This window comes from Halomonas sp. B23F22_3, from assembly GCF_043496965.1.
Taxonomy (GTDB): domain Bacteria; phylum Pseudomonadota; class Gammaproteobacteria; order Pseudomonadales; family Halomonadaceae; genus Halomonas.
Map to the genome: position 1 here is coordinate 240,563 of NZ_JBIEKG010000002.1, position 22,563 is coordinate 263,125.

The window sequence follows — 22,563 nt, forward strand, 5'->3', positions numbered from 1 at the left end:
CTTTCGTGTTAGCCAAGCTCAACAATATCGAGGATTACGCCTGCCGCTTCCTGCTCGGGTTGTTCGTCGTGCTGCTGTTCGTGCAGGTGGTCATGCGCGTGACGCTGGGCATCGGCATGGCGTGGATCGAGGAACTGGCGCGCTACGCGTTCATCTGGTTCGTCTTCCTGGGGGCGGCCCATGCGGCCCACCTGGGGGCCCATAACCGCCTGCAGACGCACATCAAGATGTTGCCCAAGCGCGTCGCCAACACCGTGCTGCTGCTGGTCGACCTGATCTGGGTGGGCTTCTGCCTGGTGCTGGCCTGGAAGAGCCTGGATCTGATCGGGCTGCTGCTGGAGTTTCCCTACGACTCGCCGGCCCTGGGCTGGTCCTTGGCCTACGTCTACTTCGTGTTCCCCATCGCCTTCGTGCTGATGGCCTTTCGCGTGCTGCAGGTCCAGTACCTGAAGCTGGTCAAGGGCATCGAACCCGGCGACGTGGAGCAGCAGGAAGTCAGCAAGATTACCGAAGGGGAGTCCAACACCACCGGAAACTCCTCCTCCAACGGCAAGGGGTAAGCCTGATGGCCGCAACGGTTCTGTTTTCCATGTTCGGGGCGCTGCTGTTCTTCGGTGCGCCCATCGTGGTGGCCCTCGGGGTCGCCTCCATGGCGGTCTACGTCCTCAACGGCGACGACATCAGCTCGCTGATCGAGCTGGCCTTCTCCGCCATCAACTCGTTTCCGCTCATGGCGCTGCCCTCGTTCATCCTGGCCGGCGCCCTGATGGGCGACGCCGGCATCGCCCGGCGCCTGATCCATATCGCCGAGGAGCTGGCGGGTCCCGCCGCCGGCGGCCTGGGCGCCGCCGCGGTGATGGCCTGCATGTTCTTCGGCGCGATCTCGGGCTCGGGGCCTGCGACCACCGCCGCGGTCGGCATGCTGGTGATTCCGGCGATGATCGAGCGGGGCTACGGGCGCAGCTATCCGGCGGCGATCACCGCCACCGCCGGGGGGCTCGGGGTGGTGATCCCCCCCAGCATGCCGCTGGTGATCTACGGCGTCACCGCCAACGAGTCCATCTCGGGGCTGTTCATGGCCGGGGTGTTTCCCGGCATCATGCTCGGCGTGGGCCTGATCGTGGCCAACTACATCACCGCCAAGCGCAATGGCTACCAGACCGAGGGCTCGGGCTATGATGTCAAGCGCATCGTCAAGGTCCTTAAGGAAGGCTTCTGGTCGATCATGGCGCCGGTGGTGATCCTGGGCGGCATCTACTCCGGGATGTTCACGCCCACCGAGGCGGCGGTGGTCTCCATCTTCTATGCCCTGTTCGTCGGCATCTTCATCCACAAGGAGTCGTCGCTGCGCGGGCTCAACGAGGCCTTCCAGAGCACCACCTGGCTGACCGGGCGGGTGCTGATCATCATGTTCACCGCCACCGCCTTCGGTCGCATCCTGGTCGAGAACCACATCCCGGCGATGATCGCCCAGGGCATCCTCGAGATCACCGACAGCCTGTGGCTGGTCTGGATCCTGGTGATCGGCTTCCTGCTGATCGTCGGCATGTTCATAGAGATCCTCGCCACCATCATGATCGTCACCCCGGTGCTGCTGCCGGTGATGGTGGAACTGGGCGTCGATCCGATCCACTTCGGGATCGTGCTGGTGGTGAGCCTCGGCATCGGCTTCTCCACGCCGCCGCTGGGCGAGAACATGTTCATCAGCTCGAGCATCGCCAACGTCTCCATCGAGCGCATCTCGGTCCGCGCCATTCCGCTGGTCGGCTCCATGGTGGTGATCGACCTCATCCTGGCGTTCTTCCCCCAGATCACCCTGTGGCTGCCCACGGTGCTGGGCTTCTGATCACCCATGAATAGGCAAACGATGACGATTGACGACCGCGACCACCAGGCTTCCTCCCGCGACCCGCACACCATGGTCGGCGTGCTGGGGGGCATGGGGCCCGATGCCACCGTGACCTTCATGCAGCGGGTCATCGACGCCACGCCCGCCGAGGACGACATCGACCACGTCCATCTGCTGGTGGACAACAACCCCAAGGTGCCGTCGCGGATCAAGGCGCTGATCGACGGCGACGGCGAGAACCCGGGGCCGGCGATCGCCGCGATGGCCCGGCGCCTCGAGCGGGCCGGCGCCGCCTTCCTGGTGATGCCGTGCAACACCGCCCACTACTACTGGCAGGACGCCCAGGACGCCGTCGACATCCCGGTCTGGCACATCGTCGAGCGGACCCTGGATACCGTCGCCCGGCGCGTGCCCGGGGCGCGGGTCGGCATGCTCTGCTCGCCGGCGCTGCGCAAGATCGGCCTATACGAGGGCTTCGTCGAGGCGCGCGGCCTGTCGCTGGTCTATCCCGAGGACGAGGACGCGGTGCTCGAGGTGATTCGCGCCGTCAAGCGCGGGCTGGGGCGTCATCCCGACACCCGGGCCGCCTTCGCCCGGGCCGCGGACCATCTCAAGGCGTGCGGGGCGGACGTGCTGGTACTGGCCTGCACCGAGCTCTCGGTCATCGACGACGCCCTCGACGGCTCGCTGCCCGTGGTGGATAGCGTGCGCGTGCTGGCCGAGCAGGTGGTGGCCGCCGCCGAGGGCGTCGAGCCCGTCACGCCCTGACCTTGATGGCTTAGGCGCCACGCCTCAGCCGTCCGACCATTCGGTCCGAGCGACGCTCGGACCCCCTTTTCCCGCCTCGCCGGGCCGTGTCGTCCCCGCCCACTGCGGCGGGGAGCGGCGCCGCGCGTCCGCAAGGCGGCTTCAGGAGATCCGCGACATGAAAACCACGCTCTTCGACATGCCACTCGCCGAGCGAGTCGGCAGGGCCCGCCCCATCGGCCGCGGCCTGCTGGTGTGCGTCACCATTGCGCTGGCCACCACCTTCATCGCCGATCACTACGGGGGCCCCACGCTGCTCTATGCCCTGCTGTTCGGCATGTCGCTGCACTTCCTGAGCGAGGAGGGGCGCTGCCGAGAGGGCATCGAGTTCGCCGCCCGCACCGTGCTGCGCCTCGGCGTGGCCCTGCTGGGGGCGCGCATGACCCTCGCCCAGGTCGGCGACCTCGGCATCGGCCCCGTGCTCACCGTGGTGGTGGCCGTGGCCCTGGTCATCGCCATGGGCTCGGTGCTGGCCCGGGTGCTGGGCCTGGATCGCGATCTCGGGCTCCTGACCGGCGGCGCCGTCGCCATCTGCGGCGCCTCGGCGGCGCTCGCCCTGTCGGCGGTGATGCCGCGCCACGAGACCCACGAGCGCAACACCATCCTCACCGTGGTCGGGGTCACCACGCTCTCGACCATGGCGATGGTGATCTACCCGCTGATCGCCGGGGCCCTGGAGCTCGCCAACGCCCAGGCGGGGATCTTCCTCGGCGGCACCATCCACGACGTGGCCCAGGTGGTGGGTGCCGGCTACATGATCTCGGAGCAGACCGGCGACATCTCGACGCTGGTCAAGCTGGTACGGGTGGCCATGCTGGTGCCGGCGGTGATGGTCTTCATGTGGCTGTTCCGGGCCTCGCGCCAGGAGGAGGGGGCGACGACCAAGGTGCCGATGCTGCCGAGCTTCCTGGTGGGCTTCGTGGTGCTGGTGCTGGTCAACAGCCTGGGGCTGATTCCCGAGGTGGTGAACGAGGGGATGTCGACCCTGTCGCGCTGGTGCCTGGTCACCGCCATCGCCGCGCTCGGTATCAAGACCTCGTTCCAGAAGCTCGCGGTGGTGGGCTGGAAGCCGGTGATCCTGATGGCGCTGGAGACCCTCTTCCTGCTGGTAGTGGTGCTGGGCGTGGTGATGATCGGCGGCCTCGGCACCTGATCGCCCGGGCTATTTCAACGGGGCTAACGCAGATAGCGGAGTTGCTGGCGCTGATTCGTTGACAGGTCTTCAGGGGGCGCTGTGAACCCATCCATGGGCGCTACCGACGCCATCCTTGGCGTAGACCCCCTTTCGACCTGTCCCCGACAGCTTCATCCATACCAGTGGCCACTCTGGTCACCCCGAGCTTCTCGCGCAGAGTGCGTGAAAGAAGAAGCGGCCAGTCGGCCTTCGTCAACTGGCCGCCGGCGTGTGTGAGGGGAGGGGAAGGCGGGCGAGATACGGGGTAATCGACGTGTCGCCGATTCTCGGCTTGATTTTATAGACAGTCGGTCTATATTAAACGGCATGACCAACACGACCTCCAAACCCCGTCGCGGCCGCCCCCCCAGGGTGCCCCGCGACGACCCGGATACCCGGGCGGCCCTGATTCGCAGCGGCACCGAGGTGCTGACCGAACAGGGCTTCACCGCCTCGGGCATCGACGGCATCCTCAAGCGCGTCGGCGTCCCCAAGGGCTCGTTCTACTACTACTTCGACAGCAAGGAGGCTTTCGGGCGTGCCGTGATGGAGCACTATGGCGCCTACTTCGCGAGAAAGCTGGATCGCCATCTGCGGGACGCCGCTCGCTCGCCGCTTGCGCGCATCGAGGCCTTCGTCGCCGATGCCCGCGACGGCATGGCCCGCCACGACTTCCGCCGGGGCTGCCTGGTCGGCAACCTGGGGCAGGAGGCCGACGGCCTGCCGGAGGGGTATCGCGAGTGGCTGCGGGCGACACTCGACGACTGGCAGCAGCGCCTGGCGCGCTGCCTCGAGGAGGCGCAGGCGGCCGGTGAACTCGCCAGGAGCGCCGATGGCGAGCGGCTCGCCGAGGCCTTCTGGATCGGCTGGGAGGGGGCCGTGATGCGCGCACGACTCGAGCGGCGTGCGCGTCCCCTGGAAGTCTTCATCACCACGTACATGGAGGGGCTTCCCCGCTAGGGGCGATCCTTTATGCCATTCCATAGACACTCGGTCTATAAGTGTTCAACAACACGAGGTGCACGATGTTCAAGGCCATTCTGATCGACAAGAACGACGATGGGCAGCGGGTCGCGGTAGAGACGCTGGAGGAAGCCCGCCTGCCGGAGGGTGACGTCACGGTGCGGGTCGACTGCAGCACCCTCAACTACAAGGACGCCCTGGCGATCACCGGCAAGGGGCCGGTCGTGCGCCAGTTCCCGATGGTGCCGGGGATCGACCTGGCAGGCACGGTCGAGCACTCCACGGCTGATGCCTACCAGGCGGGCGACGCCGTGCTGCTCAACGGCTGGGGCGTCGGCGAGAAACACTGGGGGGGCCTTTCCGAGAAGGCGCGCCTGGACAGCCGCTGGCTGATTCCCCAGCCCGCGGCCTTCACGGCCCGCCAGGCCATGGCCATCGGCACCGCCGGCTACACCGCGATGCTCTCGGTGATGGCGCTGGAGCAGCAGGGCGTGACGCCGGAGCAGGGCGAGGTGCTGGTGACCGGCGCCAACGGCGGCGTGGGCAGCTACGCCATCGCGCTGCTCGCCCGGCTCGGCTACCGGGTCGTCGCCTCCACCGGACGCCTCGAGGAGACGGACTACCTCAAGGGGCTCGGCGCCGAGTCGGTGATCGATCGCGCCGAGTTCTCCGAGCCCGGGCGTCCCCTGGCCAAGGAGCGCTGGGCGGGCGCCGTCGACTCGGTGGGCAGCCATACCCTGGCCAACGTGCTGGCCTCGACCCGCTACGGCGGCGCCGTGGCGGCCTGCGGGCTGGCCCAGGGCATGGACCTGCCCTCGAGCGTCGCGCCCTTCATCCTGCGCGGCGTGACCCTGGCGGGGATCGACAGCGTGATGCGCCCCTATGCCGATCGCGTCGAGGCCTGGCGCCGGCTCGGCGAGCTGCTCTCGCCGGAGCAGCTGGATGCGATCACCCGCACCATCGGCCTGGACGAGGCGATCGACACGGCGGGCGAGCTGCTGGCCGGCCGGGTGCGCGGTCGCGTGGTGGTCGACATGGCCCGCTGAAGCGAGGCCGAGCCGCCGCCGGTGGCCAATCGATCGACAGGGGGCACGCCAGTGGCGTGCCCCCTGTTTTCGTTGTCTCGCCGGACACGACCGGCGGGTCGAAGGGGCGTCCATCCAGGGGCGGCCGGAGGCTCATTGCCCCGCCTGGGGCGTGAGGTCGCGCGGCAGCTCCCGGGGCCGATCGCCGCTCACGCAGTAGCGATGGCGCCCGGCCTGCTTGGCCCGATACATGGCCGCGTCGGCCGCCTTCATCAGCGTGTCGGCGCTGTCGCCATCCTCGGGGTAGAGCGCCGCCCCGATGCTGGCGCCGATGGGCAGGGTGGCGTCGCCGATCGTCAGCGGATCGCCCAGGCGGGCCAGCAGCAGCTGGGCCACCCGCGCCGCGTCCTCGGGGGCGTGGAGCTCGCCGAGCAGGATCACGAACTCGTCGCCGCCCTGTCGGCTGACGACGTCCGTCTCGCGGGTCACCTGCAGGAGCCGTTTCGCCACCTCCTTGAGCAGCGCATCGCCGGCCTCGTGGCCATGGGTGTCGTTGATCGCCTTGAAGTGGTCGAGGTCGAGGAAGATCAAGGCCATCGAGCGCCGGTGTCGCCGGCAGGCCGCCATGGCGAGTTCGAGGCGCTCGAGCAGCAGCCGGCGGTTCGGCAGGCCCGTCAGGGTGTCGTGATAGGCCAAGTGGCGAATGGCGCGCTCCTGCTGGAGGCGTTCGGTGATGTCGCTGAAGGCCACGATGATCGCGCTGACGTCGCCCTGATGGCGCAGCGGGGCGGCGCTCACGTCGACCGGCAAGTGAGCGCCATCCCGGCGCACGAAGCTCACCTGGTCGCTGCGGTAGGGCTCGCCCGATGCGGTGATGCCCTGAAACCGGTCACACTGCTCCCAGAGGCTGGGCATGACGCGTCGCGCGTGCTCGCCGAGCAGCGCCTCGCGACGCCAGACGAGCAGCCGCTCGGCCTCCGGGTTGGCCTCCTCGATCTCCCCCTGGCGATCGACCACCAGCAGGCCCTCGGCGAGGTGGTCGGTGATCTGGCGGTGGCGATACGCCTCCTGACGGGCCTGGCGCTGGGCCTCGCGGCGCATCGCGAAGAGCCAGGTGGTGGCGCCCGAGACCAGCAGCGTCACGGCCAGGCCGAGCAGGTAGACCAGGCGTCGCACGGGGCTTGCAAGCAGCGCGGCGCTGGGTAGGGCGTCGCCAGGCACCAGGGCGCCGACCCGCCAGACGTAGGCGTCGTGCGTGAGCCTCTGCTGACTGCGGCCGAAGGCCAGCGCCGAGCCGGTCGCCGAGAGATGGCCCGGCGACAGCGGGGTGACGGTGCTGTAGGTCAGCAGGCCCTCGTCGGTCGATACGTGGCCCGAGCCCTGCTCCCTCATCGTCTGCCAGGCATCGGGATGGCGCCGGGCAAAGGCCCCGGGCGTGCCGAACATGAAGCCCCACTCCTGCTCCGCGGGGCCCACCAGCCAGTCCCCCTGCCAGTTGAGCAGCATCGGCCGGGTCGTGCCGCCGAGGATCTGGCGGAGCCGGTCGAGCAGGGTGGTGGCGTCGAAGTTGATCACCAGGCTCCCGCGGCGCTCGCCATGGCGGTCGAACAGCGGCGTGCCGGCGCGCAGCATGGGGCGATAGGGAACCTCGATGAGGAAGTTCTCGATGTTCAGGTCCAGCGGCGAGAGATACACCTCGCCGGCGGCGAGCTCGGCGATGTCCTGCACGTAGTAGCGACCGGATTTGTCCTGGAGGGTCGCGGCCGGCACGGCCGTCGTTCCGGCTCGCTCGACCCTGACCCGCTCGCGCCCCTGCTCATCCAGCAGGCGCACCTGGGCGTAGCTGTCGCGGGAGTCCATGAGGGCGAGAAACAGCGCCTCGACACGCGGCAGGCTCCCTGCCTCCCAGGACGCCTGGGCCGCCTGGGCCGCCTGCTTCACGGCGGGAGCCCGGGAGAGGAAGAGGGTGACCATCTCGAGGATCTCCAGGCGATACTCGAGCATGCCGGCCGCCGTCTCCACCCGGGCCTGTTCCCTCGTCTTCAGGGTGCTGATGTCCTGGGCGGAGGTGCGCAGCAGGACGAGCTTGACGATCAGGGTGAACAGCAGCGCGCAGAGGCCGGCGATGGCCAGGGTGCGCAGCAGGAGTGCGCGACGTGAGGCGATCTTCTGGCCCATGCCTCGGCCAGGGAATGGCATCATGGAGGATCCTCGTGCAGGGGGGACGGGCCGATGGGAGGGCGTCTCGGACGCCTAGGCCGTGGTCTTTTTTTGCTAATATACCAGAGGCCATCCACCAGTGACCCGATGCTCGGCCCAGAACTCGCGAGCATCGGCCGGGCTGGCCGGGGCATCGATCATCGTCGAGGAGTCGCCATGAGGGCCGCCAGCCGCCTGGAGAAACGCAATGTTGCCATCCTGGTCGCCGGCCAGACGCTCTACATGGTCGCCACCATCACCGTGATGACCCTGAGCGGGGTGGTGGGCCACCGCCTCACGCCCGCGGCGGGGCTCGCGACGCTGCCCGTGGCCATGATGATGATCGGGACCCTGCTCGCGACCCTGCCGGCCTCGCTCTACATGAAGCGGGTGGGGCGCCGGCGCGGTTTCATGGTCGGGGCGCTGTTTGGCGGCGTGCTCGGCGGGCTGGCGGCCTTCGCCGCCATCGCCCTCGAACACTTCTGGCTGTTCTGCCTGGGCAACCTGCTGCTGGGCAGCTACCAGGGCTTCGCCATGTACTACCGTTTCGCCGCGGTCGACGTGACGCGCCCGGCCTTTCGCAGCCGCGCCATCTCCCTGGTGCTGGCCGGCGGGGTGGTGGCGGCCTTCCTCGGGCCCTGGAATGCCAGCCTGACCAATGACTGGATCGCCGCGGTGCCGGATGGCGGGCCCTACCTGATGATCGCCGGCCTGGCCCTGCTGGCGATGCTGATCCTCGGCGGCCTGCGCGTGCCGGCCAGTGGCGAGCCCGCGCCCGGCGAGTTCGCCCGGCCGATGGCCGAGATCGGCGCCCAGCCGCGCTTTCGGGTCGCGCTGGTCGCCGCGGCCACGGGCTACGCCATCATGGGGCTGGTGATGACCGCCACGCCGCTTGCCATGCGCGCCCTGGGCTTCGAGATGGGGCAGGTGGCCTTCGTCATGCAGTGGCACGTGCTCGGCATGTTCCTGCCCTCCTTCTTCACTGGGGGGCTGATCGCCCGCTTCGGGGTCACGCGTATCCTTCTGGTCGGCACCGCGACCCTGGCCGCCTCGAGCCTGCTGGCGGCCACCGGCACCGGACTCGCCCAGTTCTGGGCGGCGCTGCTGCTGCTCGGCGTTGGCTGGAACTTCCTGTTCATCGGCGGCAGCACCCTGCTCGCCGGCACCCATGGGGAGGCCGAGCGCGGCAAGGTGCAGGGCATCAACGATCTGGTCATCTTCTCGCTGGTGGCGGCGGGCTCGCTGCTGTCGGGGAGCCTGCTGCGACAGCTCGGCTGGACCGGGCTCAACCTGGCGATGCTGGGCCCGATCGTGCTGGTGGCTGCACTCACCGCCTGGCTGGGGCTCAGCGAGGCGCGTGTCCGCCCGTCACCACTGGGTGGCGAGCGGCGATAGATCGGTGAGACGTCGGCGATAAGTAGGCAAGAAACCGGCGCCGGGTGCGCCCGGTGGTCGTCGCCCCGGGGCATATCGCGCCCGATTGGGAGGCGGAGCCGATTGGGATATGCTGATGGAGATGCCGAAGGCCTGGCAGATCATTCATTCCCAGGGAGAGTCCCCATGCCGTTTCGACCCCTTCTTGCCAGCCTGCTGCTGGCCGTGCCGCTCGCGGCCGTCGCCGAGGCCCCCAATATCGTCCCGGGCCAGTGGGAGTTCACCAGCACCACCGCCGTCGGTGGGGACCTGCCGATCCCCGATCAGACCGAGAGCTACCAGGAGTGCATCGCCCAGGGCGACCTCGAGGACGAGTCGTTCAGCTTCATCGAGGAGGAGGAGGGCTGCGAGCTGCTCGAGCACGAGGTCACGGTCGACGGCATGGACTACCGCATGGTCTGCCGGGCCGAGGGCGGCGAGGCCAGCATCATTGGCCGCATGGATTTCCTCGGCGAGCGGGTCGAGGGCAACGTCGACATCCTGGTCGACTCCGCCGCGGGCGAGCTCAAGATGACCACCGTCGTGGAGGGCCAGCGCCTCGGCGACTGCTGAGCCGCACGGGCGCCGTTCGCCGTCTCCCGGCCCTCGGCGCCGATTCCCTGACGCCATCTCCCCGCCGCCGGGCCCCGGCGGCGTCGATTCCCCTCAGTGCGCGGCGGGCTCCTCGCCCATCTCGTCGGACAGGCGGCAGGCGACATCGCCGGGCGAGCCGGTGCGCCGGGCCAGCAGGTCGTAGGCCACCGGCACCACGAACAGGGTGAACAGGGTGGCCGCGGCCAGGCCGCAGAGGATGACGGTGCCGATCACCAGGCGGGTCTCGGCGCCGGCGCCGCTGGAGACGATCAGCGGCACGGCGCCCGCCATGGTGGTCACCGCCGTCATCACGATGGGCCGCAGGCGGGTCACCGAGGCCTCTACCAGCGCCTCGTGGAAGGCCACGCCGCGATCGCGCAGCTGGTTGGCGAACTCCACGATCAGGATGCCGTTCTTGGCCGCCAGCCCCACCAGCATCACCAGCCCCACCTGACTGTAGATGTTCAACGACTGGCCGGTGAGATAGAGCCCCAGCAGGGCGCCGCAGATCGCCAGCGGCACGGTGAGCATGATTACGAAGGGGTGCACGAAGCTCTCGAACTGCCCGGCGAGCACCAGGAACACCACCAGGATGCCCAGTCCCAGCAGGAAGGCGGTGGCGCCGCTCGCTTCCTGGTAGTCCCGCGAGGCGCCCTTGACGTCGGTCTGAGCCGCCGGCGGCAGGATCTCGTCCACCGTCGCCTCCAGGTAGGCGAGCGCCTCGCCCAGCGGGTAGTCGTCCGCCAGGTCGGCCTGGATGGTGACCGCCCGGACGCGGTTGAAGCGGTTCAGGGTGCTGGGGCCGGCGAAGTCGGACAGCGTCACCAGGCTCGCCAGGGGAATCAGCTCGCCCGAGCGGTCGGAGCGCACCCGCAGGCTCTCCAGGGACCTGGGGCTCGGCCGGGAACCGGGGGCGCCCTCGAGGATGACGTCATACTCCTGGCCGTCGTCCACGTACTGGGTCACGGTGCGCCCGCCCAGCAGGGTCTCCAGGGTGCGGCCGATCTCGGTGACCGTCACCCCCAGGGCGGCGGCACGGGTGTAGTCGATGTCCACCCGCAGCTGCGGCTGGTTCTCCTCGTAGTCGCTCTCGAGCCCGGTCAGGCGCGGGTTGTGCTCGCGCAGGTGAGCCAGCAGGGTGTCGCGCCACTCGGCCAGCTGCTCGAAGGTGCCGCCGCCGAGCACGAACTGCACCGGCTTCTCGACTCGCGACCCGAAGCCCTGCCGCATCACCGGAAAGGCCCGGATGCCGGGCAGGTCGGCGAGGCGGCCGCGGATCTCGTCCATGATCGTCCACGCCGACCGGCGCTCGGCCCAGTCGGCGAGGGTGACGATGACGAAGCCGCTGTTGAAGTTCTCGATGTTGCCCCAGCCCATTGGAGCGCGCACCAGGATGCGCTCGACCTCGCCCTGTTCGGTCATCGGCAGCAGGCGCGTCTCGATCTCGTCCATGTAGTCGAGCATGTAGTCGTAGGTCGCGCCGGGCGGGCCGTTGACCAGTACGAAGAAGTTGCCGCGATCCTCCTTGGGGGTGTACTCGTTGGGCAGCTCCCCGTTGAGCCACACCATGGCGCCGACGATGCCGAGAAACAGCGCCAGCACCAGCAGACGCAGCCCCAGCACCCGCTCGAGCAGGCGGCGATACCCCTGGCGGGAGCGATCCAGGCCCCACTGCACGGCCTGGGCCAGGCGGCCCTCGTGCATGTCGGCCTTGAGGATCTTGGAGGCCATCATCGGTGTCAGGGTCAGCGCCAGCAGGCTGGAGATGACCACCGCGGCGGCCAGGGTGAGGGCGAATTCCGAGAACAGCCGGCCGATGTCGCCCTGCAGGAAACTCAGTGGTACGAACACCGCCACCAGCACCAGGGTGGTGGCGATGACCGCGAAGGCGATCTGGCGGGTCCCGCGAAAGGCCGCCACCAGCGGCGTCTCGCCCAGCTCCTGCATGCGCCGGTGGATGTTCTCCAGCACCACGATGGCGTCGTCGACGATCAGCCCGATGGCCAGCACCAGGGCCAGCAGGGTCAGCAGGTTGATGGTGAAACCCAGCACCGCCAGCGCCGCGAAGCTGCCGACCAGGGCGATGGGCACGGTCACGGCCGGGATCAGCGTGGTGCGCACGTTGCCGAGGAACAGGAAGATCGCGACCACCACCAGGCCCATGGCGATGAACAGCGTCTGCACGACCTGGCCGATGGCGCCGGAGACGAACACCGAGGAGTCGAAGTTCAGCGACAGCTCCATGCCCTCGGGCAGGGTCTCCTGCAGGCGCTCCATCTCCGCCTTGGCGCCCTGGGAGATCTCCAGCACGTTGGCGGTGGACTGCTTCATCAGCCCCAGCCCGACCATCGGCACGCCGTTGCCGCGAAAGACGGTGCGCTCCTCCACGGCGCCGATCTCCACCCGCGCCACGTCGCCCAGGCGGACCAGGTAGCCGTCGGCGCCCTCGTCCAGCGCCAGCAGGCGGAAGTCCTCGGGGGTGGCGAAGCTTCTCGGCAGGCGCACGATGAACTGGCGCGCCTCGGAGACCAGGGCGCCGCCGGGCAGCTCGACGTTCTCGTCGCGCAGGACGTCCTCGACGTCGCCCACCGTGAGCCCGCGCGCCGCCAGGGCGTCGGCGTCCAGCCAGACGCGCATGGCGTATTCCCGGCCGCCGCCGATGCGCACCTGGGCGACGCCGGGCAGCACCGAGAAGCGGTCCACCAGGTAGCGGTCGGCGTAGTCGGTGAGCTCGGCCACGTCGTAGCCGCCGCCGCTCAGCGAGAACCAGATCACCACCTCGGAGCTCGAGTCGGCCTTCTGTACCTCCGGCGGGTCGGCCTCCTCGGGGAGGTTGTCGCGGGCCCCGGAGATGCGGTCGCGGATGTCGTTGGCGGCCGCGTCGATGTCGAGATCCAGGCCGAACTCCACGTTGATGCTGGAGCGGCCGTCCTCGCTCGAGGAGGAGATCACCTCGATGCCCGCCACCCCGGCGATGCGATCCTCCAGCACCTGGGTGACGCGGGTCTCCACGATGCTGGCCGAGGCGCCGGGGTAGCGGGTATCGATGGAGACCACCGGCGGGTCGATGGCGGGGTACTCCTGGAGCGGCAGCCGCTCCAGGGCCAGCAGGCCAAAGGCCACGATCAGGGCGGCCATCACCACGGCCAGCACCGGGCGCTGGACGGAGAGGTCGGAGAGGCGCATCAGCCGTTCACCTCGGCGGCGTTGCGGCTGCGGCGCAGCAGCTGGGGCACGGTGGTGTCGTCGTCGAGGATGCCGAGCAGGCGGGTCGGCTGGCCGTCGCGGACCCGCTCGGTGCCGTGGGCGACCACCAGGTCATCCTCGGCGAGCCCCTCGAGGATCTCCACCTCGCCCGCGCGACGCGCGCCGATGCGCACCTCGCGCTCCTCGACCCGGTAGGCCTCGCCGTCGCTCTTGAGCGTCAGCACGAACTGGCGCTGACCTTGCGGCAGCAGCGCCTCCTCGGGAATCACCAGCGCCTCGCGGGGGGCGCTCTCGAGCGTCACCTGCATCAACATGCCGGGGCGCAGCGCGAGTTCCGGGTTGGCGAGCTTGGCGCGCACCGTGATGCTGCGGCTGATCGGGTCGATGCGCGTGCCGATGCTGGCGATCTCGCCGCGAAACGGGGTGTGGGGCAGGGCCGCGCTGGTCGCGGTCAGCGCCAGGCCCGGCGCGACCTGGCCGAGGGCCCGTTCGGGGAGGGTGAAGTCGAGCTTCATGACGTCGAGCCGATCGAGGGTGACGAGCTCGGTGCCGGGGGTCACCAGGGTGCCCACGCTGACGTTGCGAAAGCCGACGATGCCGCCGAAGGGCGCCTGGATGCGGGTGTCGGCCAGCCTCGCCTCCAGGGCCTGGATTTCCGCCTCGGCCTGGCGCAGGCGGGCCCGGGCATCCTCCACGTCGGCCCGCGGTGCCAGGTTGCGGCTCTGCAGCTGGGCGAGCCGGTTCACGGCGTTGCGCCGCTCGTCGCGCAGCGCCTGGGCGACCCGCAGGTCGGCGCGCTGCTCGTCGTCGGCCAGGCGCACCAGCAGCTCGCCGGCCTCGACGCGCTCGCCGCCCTCGAAGGTCAGCTCGGCGATGGTCTCGGTGACGGTGGCGGAGAGGGTCACGCTCTCGTCGGCGCGCAGGGTGCCCAGCGACTCCAGCGGATCGGACCAGGCGGCGAGGCTGGCGCGGGCGGCGATCACCGCGGTGGGCTGCTGGGCGATGACCAGCGGCGAGAGCACCAGCAGGGCCAGGCCGATCAGCAGGGTCAGGCGTTGTCGCGATGAGATCATGGCGGGCTTCTTGTCGGTGGTCGATGAGCGGGAGCCCGTTCCGTCGGGCCCGTAGCAGCTTGGAACTCGGTTGGAGCCGAGTGTGGCAGCGCAGTGTGGAAGAAATGCACAGGTGGCTCGCTATCGTCTAAATGTACAATTCTTGTACAGAAATGACCACTCCCCGGGCATGCTCGGCGCCGGGCCGGCGGGCTGCTAGAATGCGCGGCCCGACTCGATGCCCTCAGGAGGCCCTGGCCGTGACGTATGACGTGGTAGTGATCGGCGCCGGCGCCGCCGGCCTGATGTGCGCGCTGACCGCCGGCTATGCCGGACGGCGCGTGCTGGTGGTGGATCATGCCAACAAGGCCGGCAAGAAGATCCTGATGTCCGGCGGGGGGCGCTGCAACTTCACCAACCTGGCCTCGGGCCCGGCCAACTTCTATTCGGACAACCCCGCCTTCTGTATCTCTGCCCTCAAGCGCTACAGCCCCGAGCACTTCGTCGAGCTGGTGGACCGCCACGGCGTGGACTACGTGGAGAAGGCGCCGGGCCAGCTGTTCTGCGCCGACTCCGCGAAGGAGATCCTGCGGGTGCTGCTGACCGAGTGCGACTGGGCGGGCGTCGAGATCCGCCTGAAGACCTCGATCGAGGCCGTGGAGCGCGCCGGGGAGGGCATGCGGCTGTCGACCTCGGCGGGGCGCATCGACGCTGGTGCCGTGGTGGTGGCGAGCGGGGGGCTCTCCATTCCGACCATGGGCGCCACGGGGTTCGGCTATGAGCTCGCCCGGCAGTTCGGCCTCGCGGTCACCGAGACCCGGGCCGCCCTGGTGCCCTTCACCCTGACCTCGCAGTGGAAGGCGCGGGCTGAGGCCCTGGCCGGGGTCAGCGTCGAGGTCGCGGTGAGCTGTCGTGGTCGTCGCTACCGCGAACCGATGCTCTTCACCCATCGTGGCCTGTCGGGCCCCGCCATGCTGCAGATCTCCAGCGTCTGGCAGCCGGGCGACACCCTCTCCATCGACCTGCTGCCCGGCCTCGATGCCTTCGAGGCCCTGGCCTCGGCACGCCGGGAGACGCCCAGGCGTCGGCTCTCGACCTGGCTTGGCGAGCGGCTGCCGAAGCGACTCGCCCAGGCGCTGATCGAGTGGCATGGCGACGACGGCGTGCTGGCCGAGTACTCCAATGAGCGTCTGGCGGCCTGGGCCGAGCGCCTAGGCGACTGGCGGGTCAAGCCGGCCGGCACCGAGGGCTGGCGCACCGCCGAGGTGACCATGGGCGGCGTCGACACGCGCGCGATCTCCTCGAAGCACTTCGCGGTCACGGGGCTACCCCAGCTGCGCTTCATCGGTGAGGTGCTGGACGTCACCGGCGAGCTCGGCGGCCACAACTTCCAGTGGGCCTGGGCATCCGGCGTGGCCTGCGGCATGGCGCTGTAGCGCCACTCGGATATAGCCGGCGCCACTCATGCAGCCACTCACAGCAAAGCCCCGCCTCGCCACGGCGGCGGGCATCGCCAGTGGATTCCCTGGGCGGCGCTGCCACGCCTGACGGGTCGGTGAGCCCCGAGGACGCGCGCCTTTGGGGCCATATCTTGGACACTGAGCTCCCGGCTCTGGGCTTACCCCACGCGTTTGACATGTCTCGAGGGAGGATTGACAGTGGTTGCATGAGCCCAGGCACCCACGATTCCCGCCCCCACGACGACCATGCCTCGATCGCCGCCTCCGTTGAGCAGCTCGACGCGGCCATCGAGCGGCTTGCCGTCGCCAATAGCGTCGCGGGCGTCTCGCCCGTGTTCGAGGTCCTTGAGCCGGCACGCGCCTTGATGCTCGATCCCGAGGGGATCGATCTCGTCTACGCGAGGGTGCCGGCGCTCGAGGCGGCCGGCTTCTTTCGCGGCAGCGACTGGCATTATCCCCAGACGCTGGTGCCTTCCCTGGCCGTGCGTACGGTGCGGCATGGCGATCCGGTCGCCACCCTGGTGGAGAGCCTGAGCCAGGTCCGGCTGCTGGCGGTGGCCAGCGGCGACTTCATTCATCCCTCCATCTCCGCTGAGCATGCCCATCACTTCCTCGCTCAGGTGATGGCGATGAATCTCGACCTCGTGGTCAGCGACCTGCAGGAGGGCGATCGCCTGCGGCCCGAGAGGCTGGGCGTCCTGGTTCAGCATCTCTATCACTACCTGCTGCACCATCTCGGCTACGAAAACCTTCTGGAACACCTGGTCGCCGAAGTGTGGCGGGTACTGGCGCAGCGTCCGGTCCAGGTCGATGGCGTCAAGCACATGGTGACCCAGATCGCGGCCTGCCTGAACAAGCCGGACGCGACGCTCGGCGAGGTCGGGGATGATGCGCTGCGGCTGATCAATGCCGTGTTCAGCCCCACGGCAGGGTGCCGCGAGGATCCCGGCTTCGACGTCTATGCCGAGCGGCTGGCGCTCATGGACGATGAGGCGCTGTTGCAGGAAGCCATTGCCTTCGCCCAGGCCATGCACGGCACCGGCCTGGTCTCGCCCTACATGCCGGGGTTCATTCGTTACCTGCGCACCCGCTGGAATGCCTTGATTCCCACGGCGCTGGGACTCAGCTACACCGGGGCAGACGCCTTTCACTGCTACCCGGCATTGATCCATACCCTGATCGACGAAGCCCTGTTCGCCGAAACCAGTCAGGCGGTCTACGGCCTCGCCATGATGCTCGAACGGGGCATTCTCTATGCGCCACCGGTGGCTCCGTCGCTGTGGCGGCAGGTGCGATTGACGCTGTGCGATGCCGCGGCAGAGAAGATCGTCAGTGTCTTCGGGAACCGCCGCTCTCCGGAGAGCTTCCTGCTGGCCGACGTCCTCAACGTACTCGGCCATCCCCTCGGCGTAGGGCAGGGCAACTATCCTACCTGCCAGTCCACGCGTGCCCTGTCCATGTGGGCCTATGGTGCGCCGGCCGACCTGCTGCGCATCGTCGCCTGGGCCGCGCGCGATGACGAGATCGTGATGCGCTTCGAGGGGGATAACGTCTCCTCGCGTGAACTCGGCACCGGTCTGGCGAGCGAGCCTCCCGTCGATGTGGACGCCGTCTCACTGCTGACCGTCCCGCACCTCGACCGCATCTACTTCGAGATGGGGCGTCGCAGTGCCGGTCGCGGAGAGGATCCGCACAAGTGGGTCAATGCCGAGTTCCATGGGGAGCAGGTCGGCCACGGATTTCGCATCGCCGTCGATGTCTTTACGGGCGGCCTGAAGGATTTCGAGGGTTTCATCCGCGATTTCTATGCGGCTTATCACCCTTATTACAATGGCAATATTCCGGTCATCAATCCGCAGCCTGCGGGCATTGCCGTGACCGATAGTGCCACGCGCTTTCTCGGCTGGCATGCGATCACGATTCAGCGGCTTGCTCTCGATAAAGTCGGTGTCATGCGGGTGTATTTCTTCAATCCCAATAACGACAGCGGGCAGAATTGGGGGCAGGGGATCATCACCTCAACTCAGGGCCATGGCGAACTTTATGGTGAGGCATCGCTACCCGTGTCCGAGTTCGTCTCACGGCTCTATGTCTTCCACTATGACCCCCTGGAGAAGGGGGATCCTGCGTCGGTGCCGGCGGATGAGGTGCAGGGTGCCATGCGCCTTGCGCAAGCGAGCTGGGCATCGGGCCGCTAAGTGGGGGTGGGCGGATACTGGTTGTTCGTCATCTAACCGTTTCAGGGCTATCGCCCGGATTTCCTATTCAATGGCAGAGCCGCTACACTGATTTATACGATCGGAATTAAGGGTTCACGCACACATTTGTGATTTTTTCTGATTCGCATCGCACACGCTGCCGGGTGGCATGATTGCTGTGAAATAGCACTGCCCGACGGCTCACTTCACCGAGCCCGCGCTCCGATCCGAGTGCACGCTTTCCGTACAACCCCAAGGAGAATGTCGAATGACGACGCCAGAAACAGAAACTGAACTGCCCCCGGAGGTTGCAGCCTGGACCGATCCTTCGATGGATTCGGTTCGCGGAACGGAAACGCCCAAGGATCCCAACAAGGGGTATATCGCCCTGCTTGGCTGGAGCGTCAATGCCATCAAGGCGGCCCAGAAGTTCGACCGTCGCTACGTGGTCGTTGCGCCCGAATGGGCCGAGGATTTCTGCACGGCCAACAAGATTCCCTACATTCCGTGGGACTTCATTCGCCTGAACGATCGTTCCATGGAGATCGCCCAGCGGCTCAAGGATGAGGGCGTCGACGTCGCCATCCCGCTGTTCGAGGAGACCGTGGAGTGGTCGGGCGCGATCAACTCCGTGTTGCTGGATAACCCGCGCATGTACGGGCAGTCCATCCTGTTCCGCGACAAGGCGCTGATGAAGCGTCGTGCCCAGCTGGGCGGCATCCGCGTGGGGATCTTCGAGGAGGCCCACGAAAAGGAAGACGTCGTTCGCTTCATGAAGCGCGTCAACCAGACGCTGCTCAAGCTCGACGGCGACCCCGATGATCCGATCCACGTCAAGGCCTTCGACAAGGCCGGTTGCCTCGGCCATCGCATGATCCGCACGATGGAAGAGATCGAGCATATTCCGGATGAAGAGTATCCGCTGTTGATGGAAAGCCACCTCGATGGCTGGGAATTCGCCGTCGAGGCCTGGATCCATGATGGCAAGATCCAGTTCCTCAACATCTCCGAATACGTGACGCTCGGCTACTCGGTCTTCGTTCCCGCGACCAACGAGCTCGAGAGCTGGCGCGATGCCATTACCAAGCAGATCGAGAAGCTGATCAAGACGTTCGATATTCAGTTCGGCCTGATCCATCCCGAGTATTTCGTGACCGCCGACGGCGAGATGTACTTCGGCGAAGTCGCCTATCGCCCACCCGGGTTCAAGGCCTTCGAGCTCATCGAGCGTGCCTACGGCTTCAACGCCTATCAGGCATCGATGATCGTCTTCGATCCCAAGAGCACCAAGGAAGAAGTCGCCAACTTCTTCCCGCGTGAAGTGGTTGATGCGAAGGGCTATGCGGGCTGCTTCGGCGTCTATCCGCGTCGTCGTGTCGTCAGCAAGCTGGAGATGCCCAAGGAAACCATCGAGCATCCGTATTTTGATTTTCACGAGCTGACGCCGCCCGCCGAGGAGACGGTGCCGGATCGCTCGGCCTTCGGTACCCACTGGGGGCTGGTGTTCTTCTTCGGTGATGATCCGATCAAGATGCGGGATCTGCTCAAGGCTCAGGAAGACCTGGATTTCTATGTCTAGTGATGCGAGCTAGCCCGCCCTCTAGCGGGCGGTAGCACGAAGAAAGGCAGGGCTTTGGCCCTGCCTTTTGCATTGGTGTCTGCCTCGCATGGCGCCGACGTTACATCGCCTCGACAGCTTGTCGCGGCCTGGATTACAGGTAGCGGCCAGCGGAAGCGATGGCGACCGTTGCCAGTCCCAGTATCAGGTTGATGCCGATCAGCCTACGGATCTGCGCCAGCTGCTGACCGCCGGTGGGCCAGTCCTCGCCGGCCACGGCCCGACCCAGCCGGGCAAACGGTGCGAACCAGATGTGCAGGAAGATCGCCATCATGGCGAGCCCCGTCACCAGCATCAGGTGAACATGCACGCCGGCGCCGGCCATGCCGCCGAAGATTCCGAAGAGCATCCACAGCCCCGTCACCAGCAGCGTCACCACGCAGCCCCATACCCAGGGGAAGAAGCGCTGGAAGACGTGATACCAGAGCGTCAGCCGCTGGGGCGGCGCGAGCAGCTCTCCAGCGACCCGGCGCAGGATCATCCAGGCGAAGAACATGCCGCCGACCCAGATCACGGCGGCGAGAAGGTGCAGGCTGATAGCAAGGGGCATGGTAGGGCTCCATGGGCGCTGTTTCGGGGCTTGCGGGGCCCTTGAGGGGGCCAGCGAAGGGGGGAGGGTGCCGGGGGGAGGCCGCACGCTTGGGGTAGCCGCCAGCGGGCCGCGGCGTGGCTCAGCGCAGCAGGTCGCGAGCCTTCTTGGCGAACAGCGCGCCGGCGGTCAGCCGACGTGCCAGGCGCGCCGCGCCGCCAGGGTGGCGCAAGCCGCGGTAGGCGAGCAGTCCGCCCGCCATGAGCAGCGGGGTCTTGAAGCGCACGAGAAACTGCCAGCCCTGATCGATGGCCCGTTCGGCCGTACGCCAGCGATGGGCGGCCACCAGCAGGTCGATGCGCTGCTGTTCGATGGCGTGCTCGAGCTCTTCCCGGCGGGCGAGGCGTTCAGCGCGGTTCACGGCTTGCCTCCACCAGGTCGCGATCCGTGGCCAGGTGGCGCAGCGTACCGGCCAGCAGGGTGCGGCGGCGGGCCAGCTGCATCACCCGCAGGGCCAGCAGCAGGCCGCTGCCCAGTAGCACCACCGCGCTTGCGCCGATGGCGGTCAGGCGGTGGGTCTCCCAGAAGGCGACGATCACCAGGGTGGTAAGGACGCCGATGCCCAACAGCAGCAGGATCAGGCTGAGGCCGGCCAGCAGCAGGAGGCCGAAGAGGCGCGCGCGCTCCTCTTCCAGTTCGAGCACGGCGAGGCGCAGGCGCGTCTCGCCGGTCGCCAGCAGGCTGCCGAGCAGACGCTTGCCTGCTCCGAACAGCCGTTGAGCCGGTCCCTGGCTCGCCGCCATCAGCGCCGCCCGATCAGCATGCCGACCACCACGCCCACGGCGGCGCCGATGCCGATGCTGGTCCAGGGGTTGTCGTGGACATAGCGGTCGCAGGCGTCGGCCTGCTGGGTCACGTTATCGCGCGCCTCGCCGTAGAGGCGCTCGCCACGCGCCTCGAGGCGCTCCCGGGTGTCCTTCATCCGCTTCTCGGCGCGCTCGCGGAGCTCCTTGATATTGCTCCGGGAGTCGTCGGCCGTGGCTTCGACCAGCTCCTCGATGGTCTTGGTGAGGTGTTGCAGGTCTTCCTTGAGCTGCTGTGTGGATTCGCTGGTGCGGGAGTGTTGGCTGGCCATCGGGTCTTCCTTTGACGGTGAATGACAGGGTCAGCATAGCAGTCGACGGAGTGACTTCAATCCATCCGGGCGGTCTGCCCGGGCTTTCACCCGGGTTCTTGGCCCGCTCAGCGCTCGAGGCTGCCGGAGGAGAAGATCGGGTTGAGACTGAACCCCAGGCTCAGCCGATTGGTGCGCTGATCGTAGTCGATCAGGCTCTCGCCATAGCCGTAGTAGTACTGCAGGTGGCCGCGAATGCTGCCGAACAACGGCCAGGAGTAGTCCACCTGGGTACCCAGGTTGCCGTCGCTGGGATTGCCGCGCAGCATCAGGCTCAGTTCGTTGTCATCGTTGACGCGCCGGGCCACGGTGATGTCGCCATAGCCGAGATACTTGTGGATGTCGGGGTTGTCGTCCTCGCCCTCGGATTCCGGAATGCGCCAGTGGGGCGCCAGCACCAGGGTCCAGTCATCGTTGACGAAGCTGGACTGGAGGATGAGCCGGTTCCAGCTGCGCGATAGCGTCCCGGAACGGCCGTTGGACTGGTGGTTGAACGACAGGCGATTTTGGATGTTGGTCCAGCCCAGCAGCGAGGCGCTGTTGTCGAAGTCGATGAACACCTCGGGCTCGTAGTTGGTCTCGCGAAACGGCGAGGAGGCATCCGCGTTGTAGGCCTGCCACCAGCTGCGCTGGGTATAGCCGAAATGCAGATCGCCACCGAAGTCGCCGAAGAGATCCTCGACCAGGTTGAACTTGACGCTGAACTGGAACTTCATCTCCGCCCGGTCGGCGTCGTTATCATCGCTGACGTCGCGAAAGACGCCCTCGTTCGGCGAGCTGTTATAGCTCAGCGGGAACCAGTAGTTACGCCGGTGGGTGGTGATGGCATAGGGGTTCTTCGCCGAGGCGCGCTCGAGCTCGCGGCGTTCGTCCACCGCCTCTTCGAGCTTCGGCTCGGTGTCGTCGTCGGCGGCGACAGCCGCGGTGGCAGATGGTGGGGCCTCGGCCGTCTGCAGCCGTTGGCGCAGCGCGCCCATCTCATCCTCGAGTTCGGCGATGCGGGCCTCGATGGCCTGTCGCTCGTCCTCGCTCAGCGATTCGGCGGCCAGGGTCGTGCCGCTGAGGCTCGCCAGCAGCAGCGACGCAGCGCACAGGGAAAATCGAGCAGACATCATGGTCAGGCACCTTGTGGAAGATCACGGGCGTTTCTATCACGCCAGCCCGGCAAGTCAACTGTGCTCCCGGGGCGACAGGCGGCCATTGCCCGGCGACCGGCGGTCATTGCCTTGTTGCCCCGCGGGGCCGAGAATCACGCCATGCACCATCATAACCGAGGCTGCCCCTTGAACGCCTATCATCGT

General features: G+C 67.8%; 19 protein-coding genes. 11 read left to right on the forward strand and 8 right to left on the reverse strand.

Going from position 1 to position 22,563, the window contains the following annotated elements; genetic code table 11:
- Window positions 1-5 precede the first annotated feature (5 nt).
- From ACGTNG_RS04765 to acuI, 6 genes are all read left to right on the forward strand, one after another.
- Window positions 6-560 carry a TRAP transporter small permease gene (locus tag ACGTNG_RS04765; RefSeq protein WP_394575789.1) on the forward strand — a complete coding sequence of 185 codons (555 nt, stop codon included), beginning with the start codon at window positions 6-8 and terminating at the stop codon, window positions 558-560.
- A gap of 5 nt (window positions 561-565) precedes the next feature.
- Complete coding sequence (locus tag ACGTNG_RS04770) at window positions 566-1,846, forward strand: TRAP transporter large permease (RefSeq protein ID WP_394575790.1); 1,281 nt, start codon at window positions 566-568, stop codon at window positions 1,844-1,846.
- 21 nt (window positions 1,847-1,867) lie between these two features.
- Complete coding sequence (gene cuyB / locus ACGTNG_RS04775; protein WP_394575792.1) at window positions 1,868-2,617, forward strand: cysteate racemase; 750 nt, start codon at window positions 1,868-1,870, stop codon at window positions 2,615-2,617.
- Window positions 2,618-2,774: 157 nt separating this feature from the next.
- Window positions 2,775-3,809, forward strand: a complete 1,035-nt coding sequence (locus tag ACGTNG_RS04780) for a YeiH family protein (RefSeq protein WP_394575793.1) — start codon at window positions 2,775-2,777, stop codon at window positions 3,807-3,809.
- 348 nt (window positions 3,810-4,157) lie between these two features.
- A complete protein-coding gene (gene acuR, locus ACGTNG_RS04785; RefSeq protein WP_394575795.1) occupies window positions 4,158-4,790 on the forward strand; it encodes an acrylate utilization transcriptional regulator AcuR in 633 nt (210 codons plus the stop codon).
- Between the two features lie 65 nt (window positions 4,791-4,855).
- Window positions 4,856-5,839 carry an acrylyl-CoA reductase (NADPH) gene (acuI, locus tag ACGTNG_RS04790; protein ID WP_394575796.1) on the forward strand — a complete coding sequence of 328 codons (984 nt, stop codon included), beginning with the start codon at window positions 4,856-4,858 and terminating at the stop codon, window positions 5,837-5,839.
- A 132-nt stretch (window positions 5,840-5,971) separates the two neighbouring features.
- Here acuI and ACGTNG_RS04795 read toward each other — a convergent pair whose 3' ends face one another.
- A complete protein-coding gene (locus tag ACGTNG_RS04795; RefSeq protein WP_394575797.1) occupies window positions 5,972-8,020 on the reverse strand; it encodes a diguanylate cyclase domain-containing protein in 2,049 nt (682 codons plus the stop codon).
- A 174-nt stretch (window positions 8,021-8,194) separates the two neighbouring features.
- Here ACGTNG_RS04795 and ACGTNG_RS04800 point away from each other — a divergent pair, with 174 nt between their 5' ends.
- Together ACGTNG_RS04800 and ACGTNG_RS04805 are read left to right on the forward strand one after the other, a co-directional pair.
- Window positions 8,195-9,412: an MFS transporter gene (locus ACGTNG_RS04800; RefSeq protein ID WP_394575798.1), complete on the forward strand. Its 1,218-nt coding sequence runs from the start codon at window positions 8,195-8,197 to the stop codon at window positions 9,410-9,412.
- Between the two features lie 165 nt (window positions 9,413-9,577).
- Window positions 9,578-10,003 carry a DUF3617 domain-containing protein gene (locus ACGTNG_RS04805; RefSeq protein ID WP_394575800.1) on the forward strand — a complete coding sequence of 142 codons (426 nt, stop codon included), beginning with the start codon at window positions 9,578-9,580 and terminating at the stop codon, window positions 10,001-10,003.
- A gap of 93 nt (window positions 10,004-10,096) precedes the next feature.
- Here ACGTNG_RS04805 and ACGTNG_RS04810 read toward each other — a convergent pair whose 3' ends face one another.
- Together ACGTNG_RS04810 and ACGTNG_RS04815 are read right to left on the reverse strand one after the other, a co-directional pair.
- Window positions 10,097-13,210, reverse strand: coding sequence for an efflux RND transporter permease subunit (locus ACGTNG_RS04810; RefSeq protein ID WP_394575802.1), 3,114 nt, complete (start codon window positions 13,208-13,210; stop codon window positions 10,097-10,099).
- The gene (locus ACGTNG_RS04815; RefSeq protein WP_394575803.1) at window positions 13,210-14,304 is read right to left on the reverse strand and encodes an efflux RND transporter periplasmic adaptor subunit; all 1,095 of its coding nucleotides are present in this window, start codon (window positions 14,302-14,304) and stop codon (window positions 13,210-13,212) included. The genes ACGTNG_RS04810 and ACGTNG_RS04815 overlap by 1 nt, the downstream gene beginning before the upstream one ends.
- A gap of 239 nt (window positions 14,305-14,543) precedes the next feature.
- Here ACGTNG_RS04815 and ACGTNG_RS04820 point away from each other — a divergent pair, with 239 nt between their 5' ends.
- The 3 genes from ACGTNG_RS04820 (at window position 14,544) to ACGTNG_RS04830 (ending at window position 19,520) form a co-directional block, all read left to right on the forward strand.
- A complete protein-coding gene (locus tag ACGTNG_RS04820) occupies window positions 14,544-15,719 on the forward strand; it encodes a BaiN/RdsA family NAD(P)/FAD-dependent oxidoreductase (RefSeq protein ID WP_394575804.1) in 1,176 nt (391 codons plus the stop codon).
- 230 nt (window positions 15,720-15,949) lie between these two features.
- The gene (locus tag ACGTNG_RS04825; RefSeq protein WP_394575806.1) at window positions 15,950-17,941 is read left to right on the forward strand and encodes a hypothetical protein; all 1,992 of its coding nucleotides are present in this window, start codon (window positions 15,950-15,952) and stop codon (window positions 17,939-17,941) included.
- A gap of 331 nt (window positions 17,942-18,272) precedes the next feature.
- Window positions 18,273-19,520 carry an ATP-grasp domain-containing protein gene (locus tag ACGTNG_RS04830; RefSeq protein ID WP_394576171.1) on the forward strand — a complete coding sequence of 416 codons (1,248 nt, stop codon included), beginning with the start codon at window positions 18,273-18,275 and terminating at the stop codon, window positions 19,518-19,520.
- A gap of 133 nt (window positions 19,521-19,653) precedes the next feature.
- Here the strand turns inward: ACGTNG_RS04830 and ACGTNG_RS04835 are convergent, their stop codons facing one another.
- The 5 genes from ACGTNG_RS04835 to ACGTNG_RS04855 all read right to left on the reverse strand — a co-directional run bounded on the left by ACGTNG_RS04835 (window position 19,654) and on the right by ACGTNG_RS04855 (window position 22,377).
- A complete protein-coding gene (locus ACGTNG_RS04835; protein WP_394575807.1) occupies window positions 19,654-20,109 on the reverse strand; it encodes a CopD family protein in 456 nt (151 codons plus the stop codon).
- 121 nt (window positions 20,110-20,230) lie between these two features.
- The gene (locus tag ACGTNG_RS04840) at window positions 20,231-20,509 is read right to left on the reverse strand and encodes a YqjK family protein (RefSeq protein WP_394575808.1); all 279 of its coding nucleotides are present in this window, start codon (window positions 20,507-20,509) and stop codon (window positions 20,231-20,233) included.
- Window positions 20,496-20,891, reverse strand: coding sequence for a phage holin family protein (locus ACGTNG_RS04845; protein ID WP_394575809.1), 396 nt, complete (start codon window positions 20,889-20,891; stop codon window positions 20,496-20,498). Before ACGTNG_RS04845 ends, ACGTNG_RS04840 begins: the two co-directional genes overlap by 14 nt.
- On the reverse strand, window positions 20,891-21,223 hold the full coding sequence (locus ACGTNG_RS04850; RefSeq protein ID WP_394575811.1) for an ElaB/YgaM/YqjD family protein: 333 nt from the start codon (window positions 21,221-21,223) through the stop codon (window positions 20,891-20,893). Before ACGTNG_RS04850 ends, ACGTNG_RS04845 begins: the two co-directional genes overlap by 1 nt.
- A 107-nt stretch (window positions 21,224-21,330) precedes the next feature.
- A complete protein-coding gene (locus tag ACGTNG_RS04855) occupies window positions 21,331-22,377 on the reverse strand; it encodes a phospholipase A (protein WP_394575812.1) in 1,047 nt (348 codons plus the stop codon).
- Window positions 22,378-22,563 lie beyond the last annotated feature (186 nt).

Excerpts from the sequence above, each read along its gene's own strand:
- ACGTNG_RS04770 (WP_394575790.1), top strand. The coding sequence starts at position 566 with ATGGCCGCAACGGTTCTGTTTTCCATGTTCGGGGCGCTGCTGTTCTTC.
- cuyB (WP_394575792.1), top strand. The coding sequence starts at position 1,868 with ATGACGATTGACGACCGCGACCACCAGGCTTCCTCCCGCGACCCGCAC.
- ACGTNG_RS04780 (WP_394575793.1), top strand. The coding sequence starts at position 2,775 with ATGAAAACCACGCTCTTCGACATGCCACTCGCCGAGCGAGTCGGCAGG.
- acuR (WP_394575795.1), top strand. The coding sequence starts at position 4,158 with ATGACCAACACGACCTCCAAACCCCGTCGCGGCCGCCCCCCCAGGGTG.
- acuI (WP_394575796.1), top strand. The coding sequence starts at position 4,856 with ATGTTCAAGGCCATTCTGATCGACAAGAACGACGATGGGCAGCGGGTC.
- ACGTNG_RS04795 (WP_394575797.1), bottom strand. The coding sequence starts at position 8,020 with ATGATGCCATTCCCTGGCCGAGGCATGGGCCAGAAGATCGCCTCACGT.
- ACGTNG_RS04800 (WP_394575798.1), top strand. The coding sequence starts at position 8,195 with ATGAGGGCCGCCAGCCGCCTGGAGAAACGCAATGTTGCCATCCTGGTC.
- ACGTNG_RS04805 (WP_394575800.1), top strand. The coding sequence starts at position 9,578 with ATGCCGTTTCGACCCCTTCTTGCCAGCCTGCTGCTGGCCGTGCCGCTC.
- ACGTNG_RS04810 (WP_394575802.1), bottom strand. The coding sequence starts at position 13,210 with ATGCGCCTCTCCGACCTCTCCGTCCAGCGCCCGGTGCTGGCCGTGGTG.
- ACGTNG_RS04815 (WP_394575803.1), bottom strand. The coding sequence starts at position 14,304 with ATGATCTCATCGCGACAACGCCTGACCCTGCTGATCGGCCTGGCCCTG.
- ACGTNG_RS04825 (WP_394575806.1), top strand. The coding sequence starts at position 15,950 with ATGAGCCCAGGCACCCACGATTCCCGCCCCCACGACGACCATGCCTCG.
- ACGTNG_RS04830 (WP_394576171.1), top strand. The coding sequence starts at position 18,273 with ATGGATTCGGTTCGCGGAACGGAAACGCCCAAGGATCCCAACAAGGGG.
- ACGTNG_RS04835 (WP_394575807.1), bottom strand. The coding sequence starts at position 20,109 with ATGCCCCTTGCTATCAGCCTGCACCTTCTCGCCGCCGTGATCTGGGTC.
- ACGTNG_RS04845 (WP_394575809.1), bottom strand. The coding sequence starts at position 20,891 with ATGGCGGCGAGCCAGGGACCGGCTCAACGGCTGTTCGGAGCAGGCAAG.
- ACGTNG_RS04850 (WP_394575811.1), bottom strand. The coding sequence starts at position 21,223 with ATGGCCAGCCAACACTCCCGCACCAGCGAATCCACACAGCAGCTCAAG.
- ACGTNG_RS04855 (WP_394575812.1), bottom strand. The coding sequence starts at position 22,377 with ATGATGTCTGCTCGATTTTCCCTGTGCGCTGCGTCGCTGCTGCTGGCG.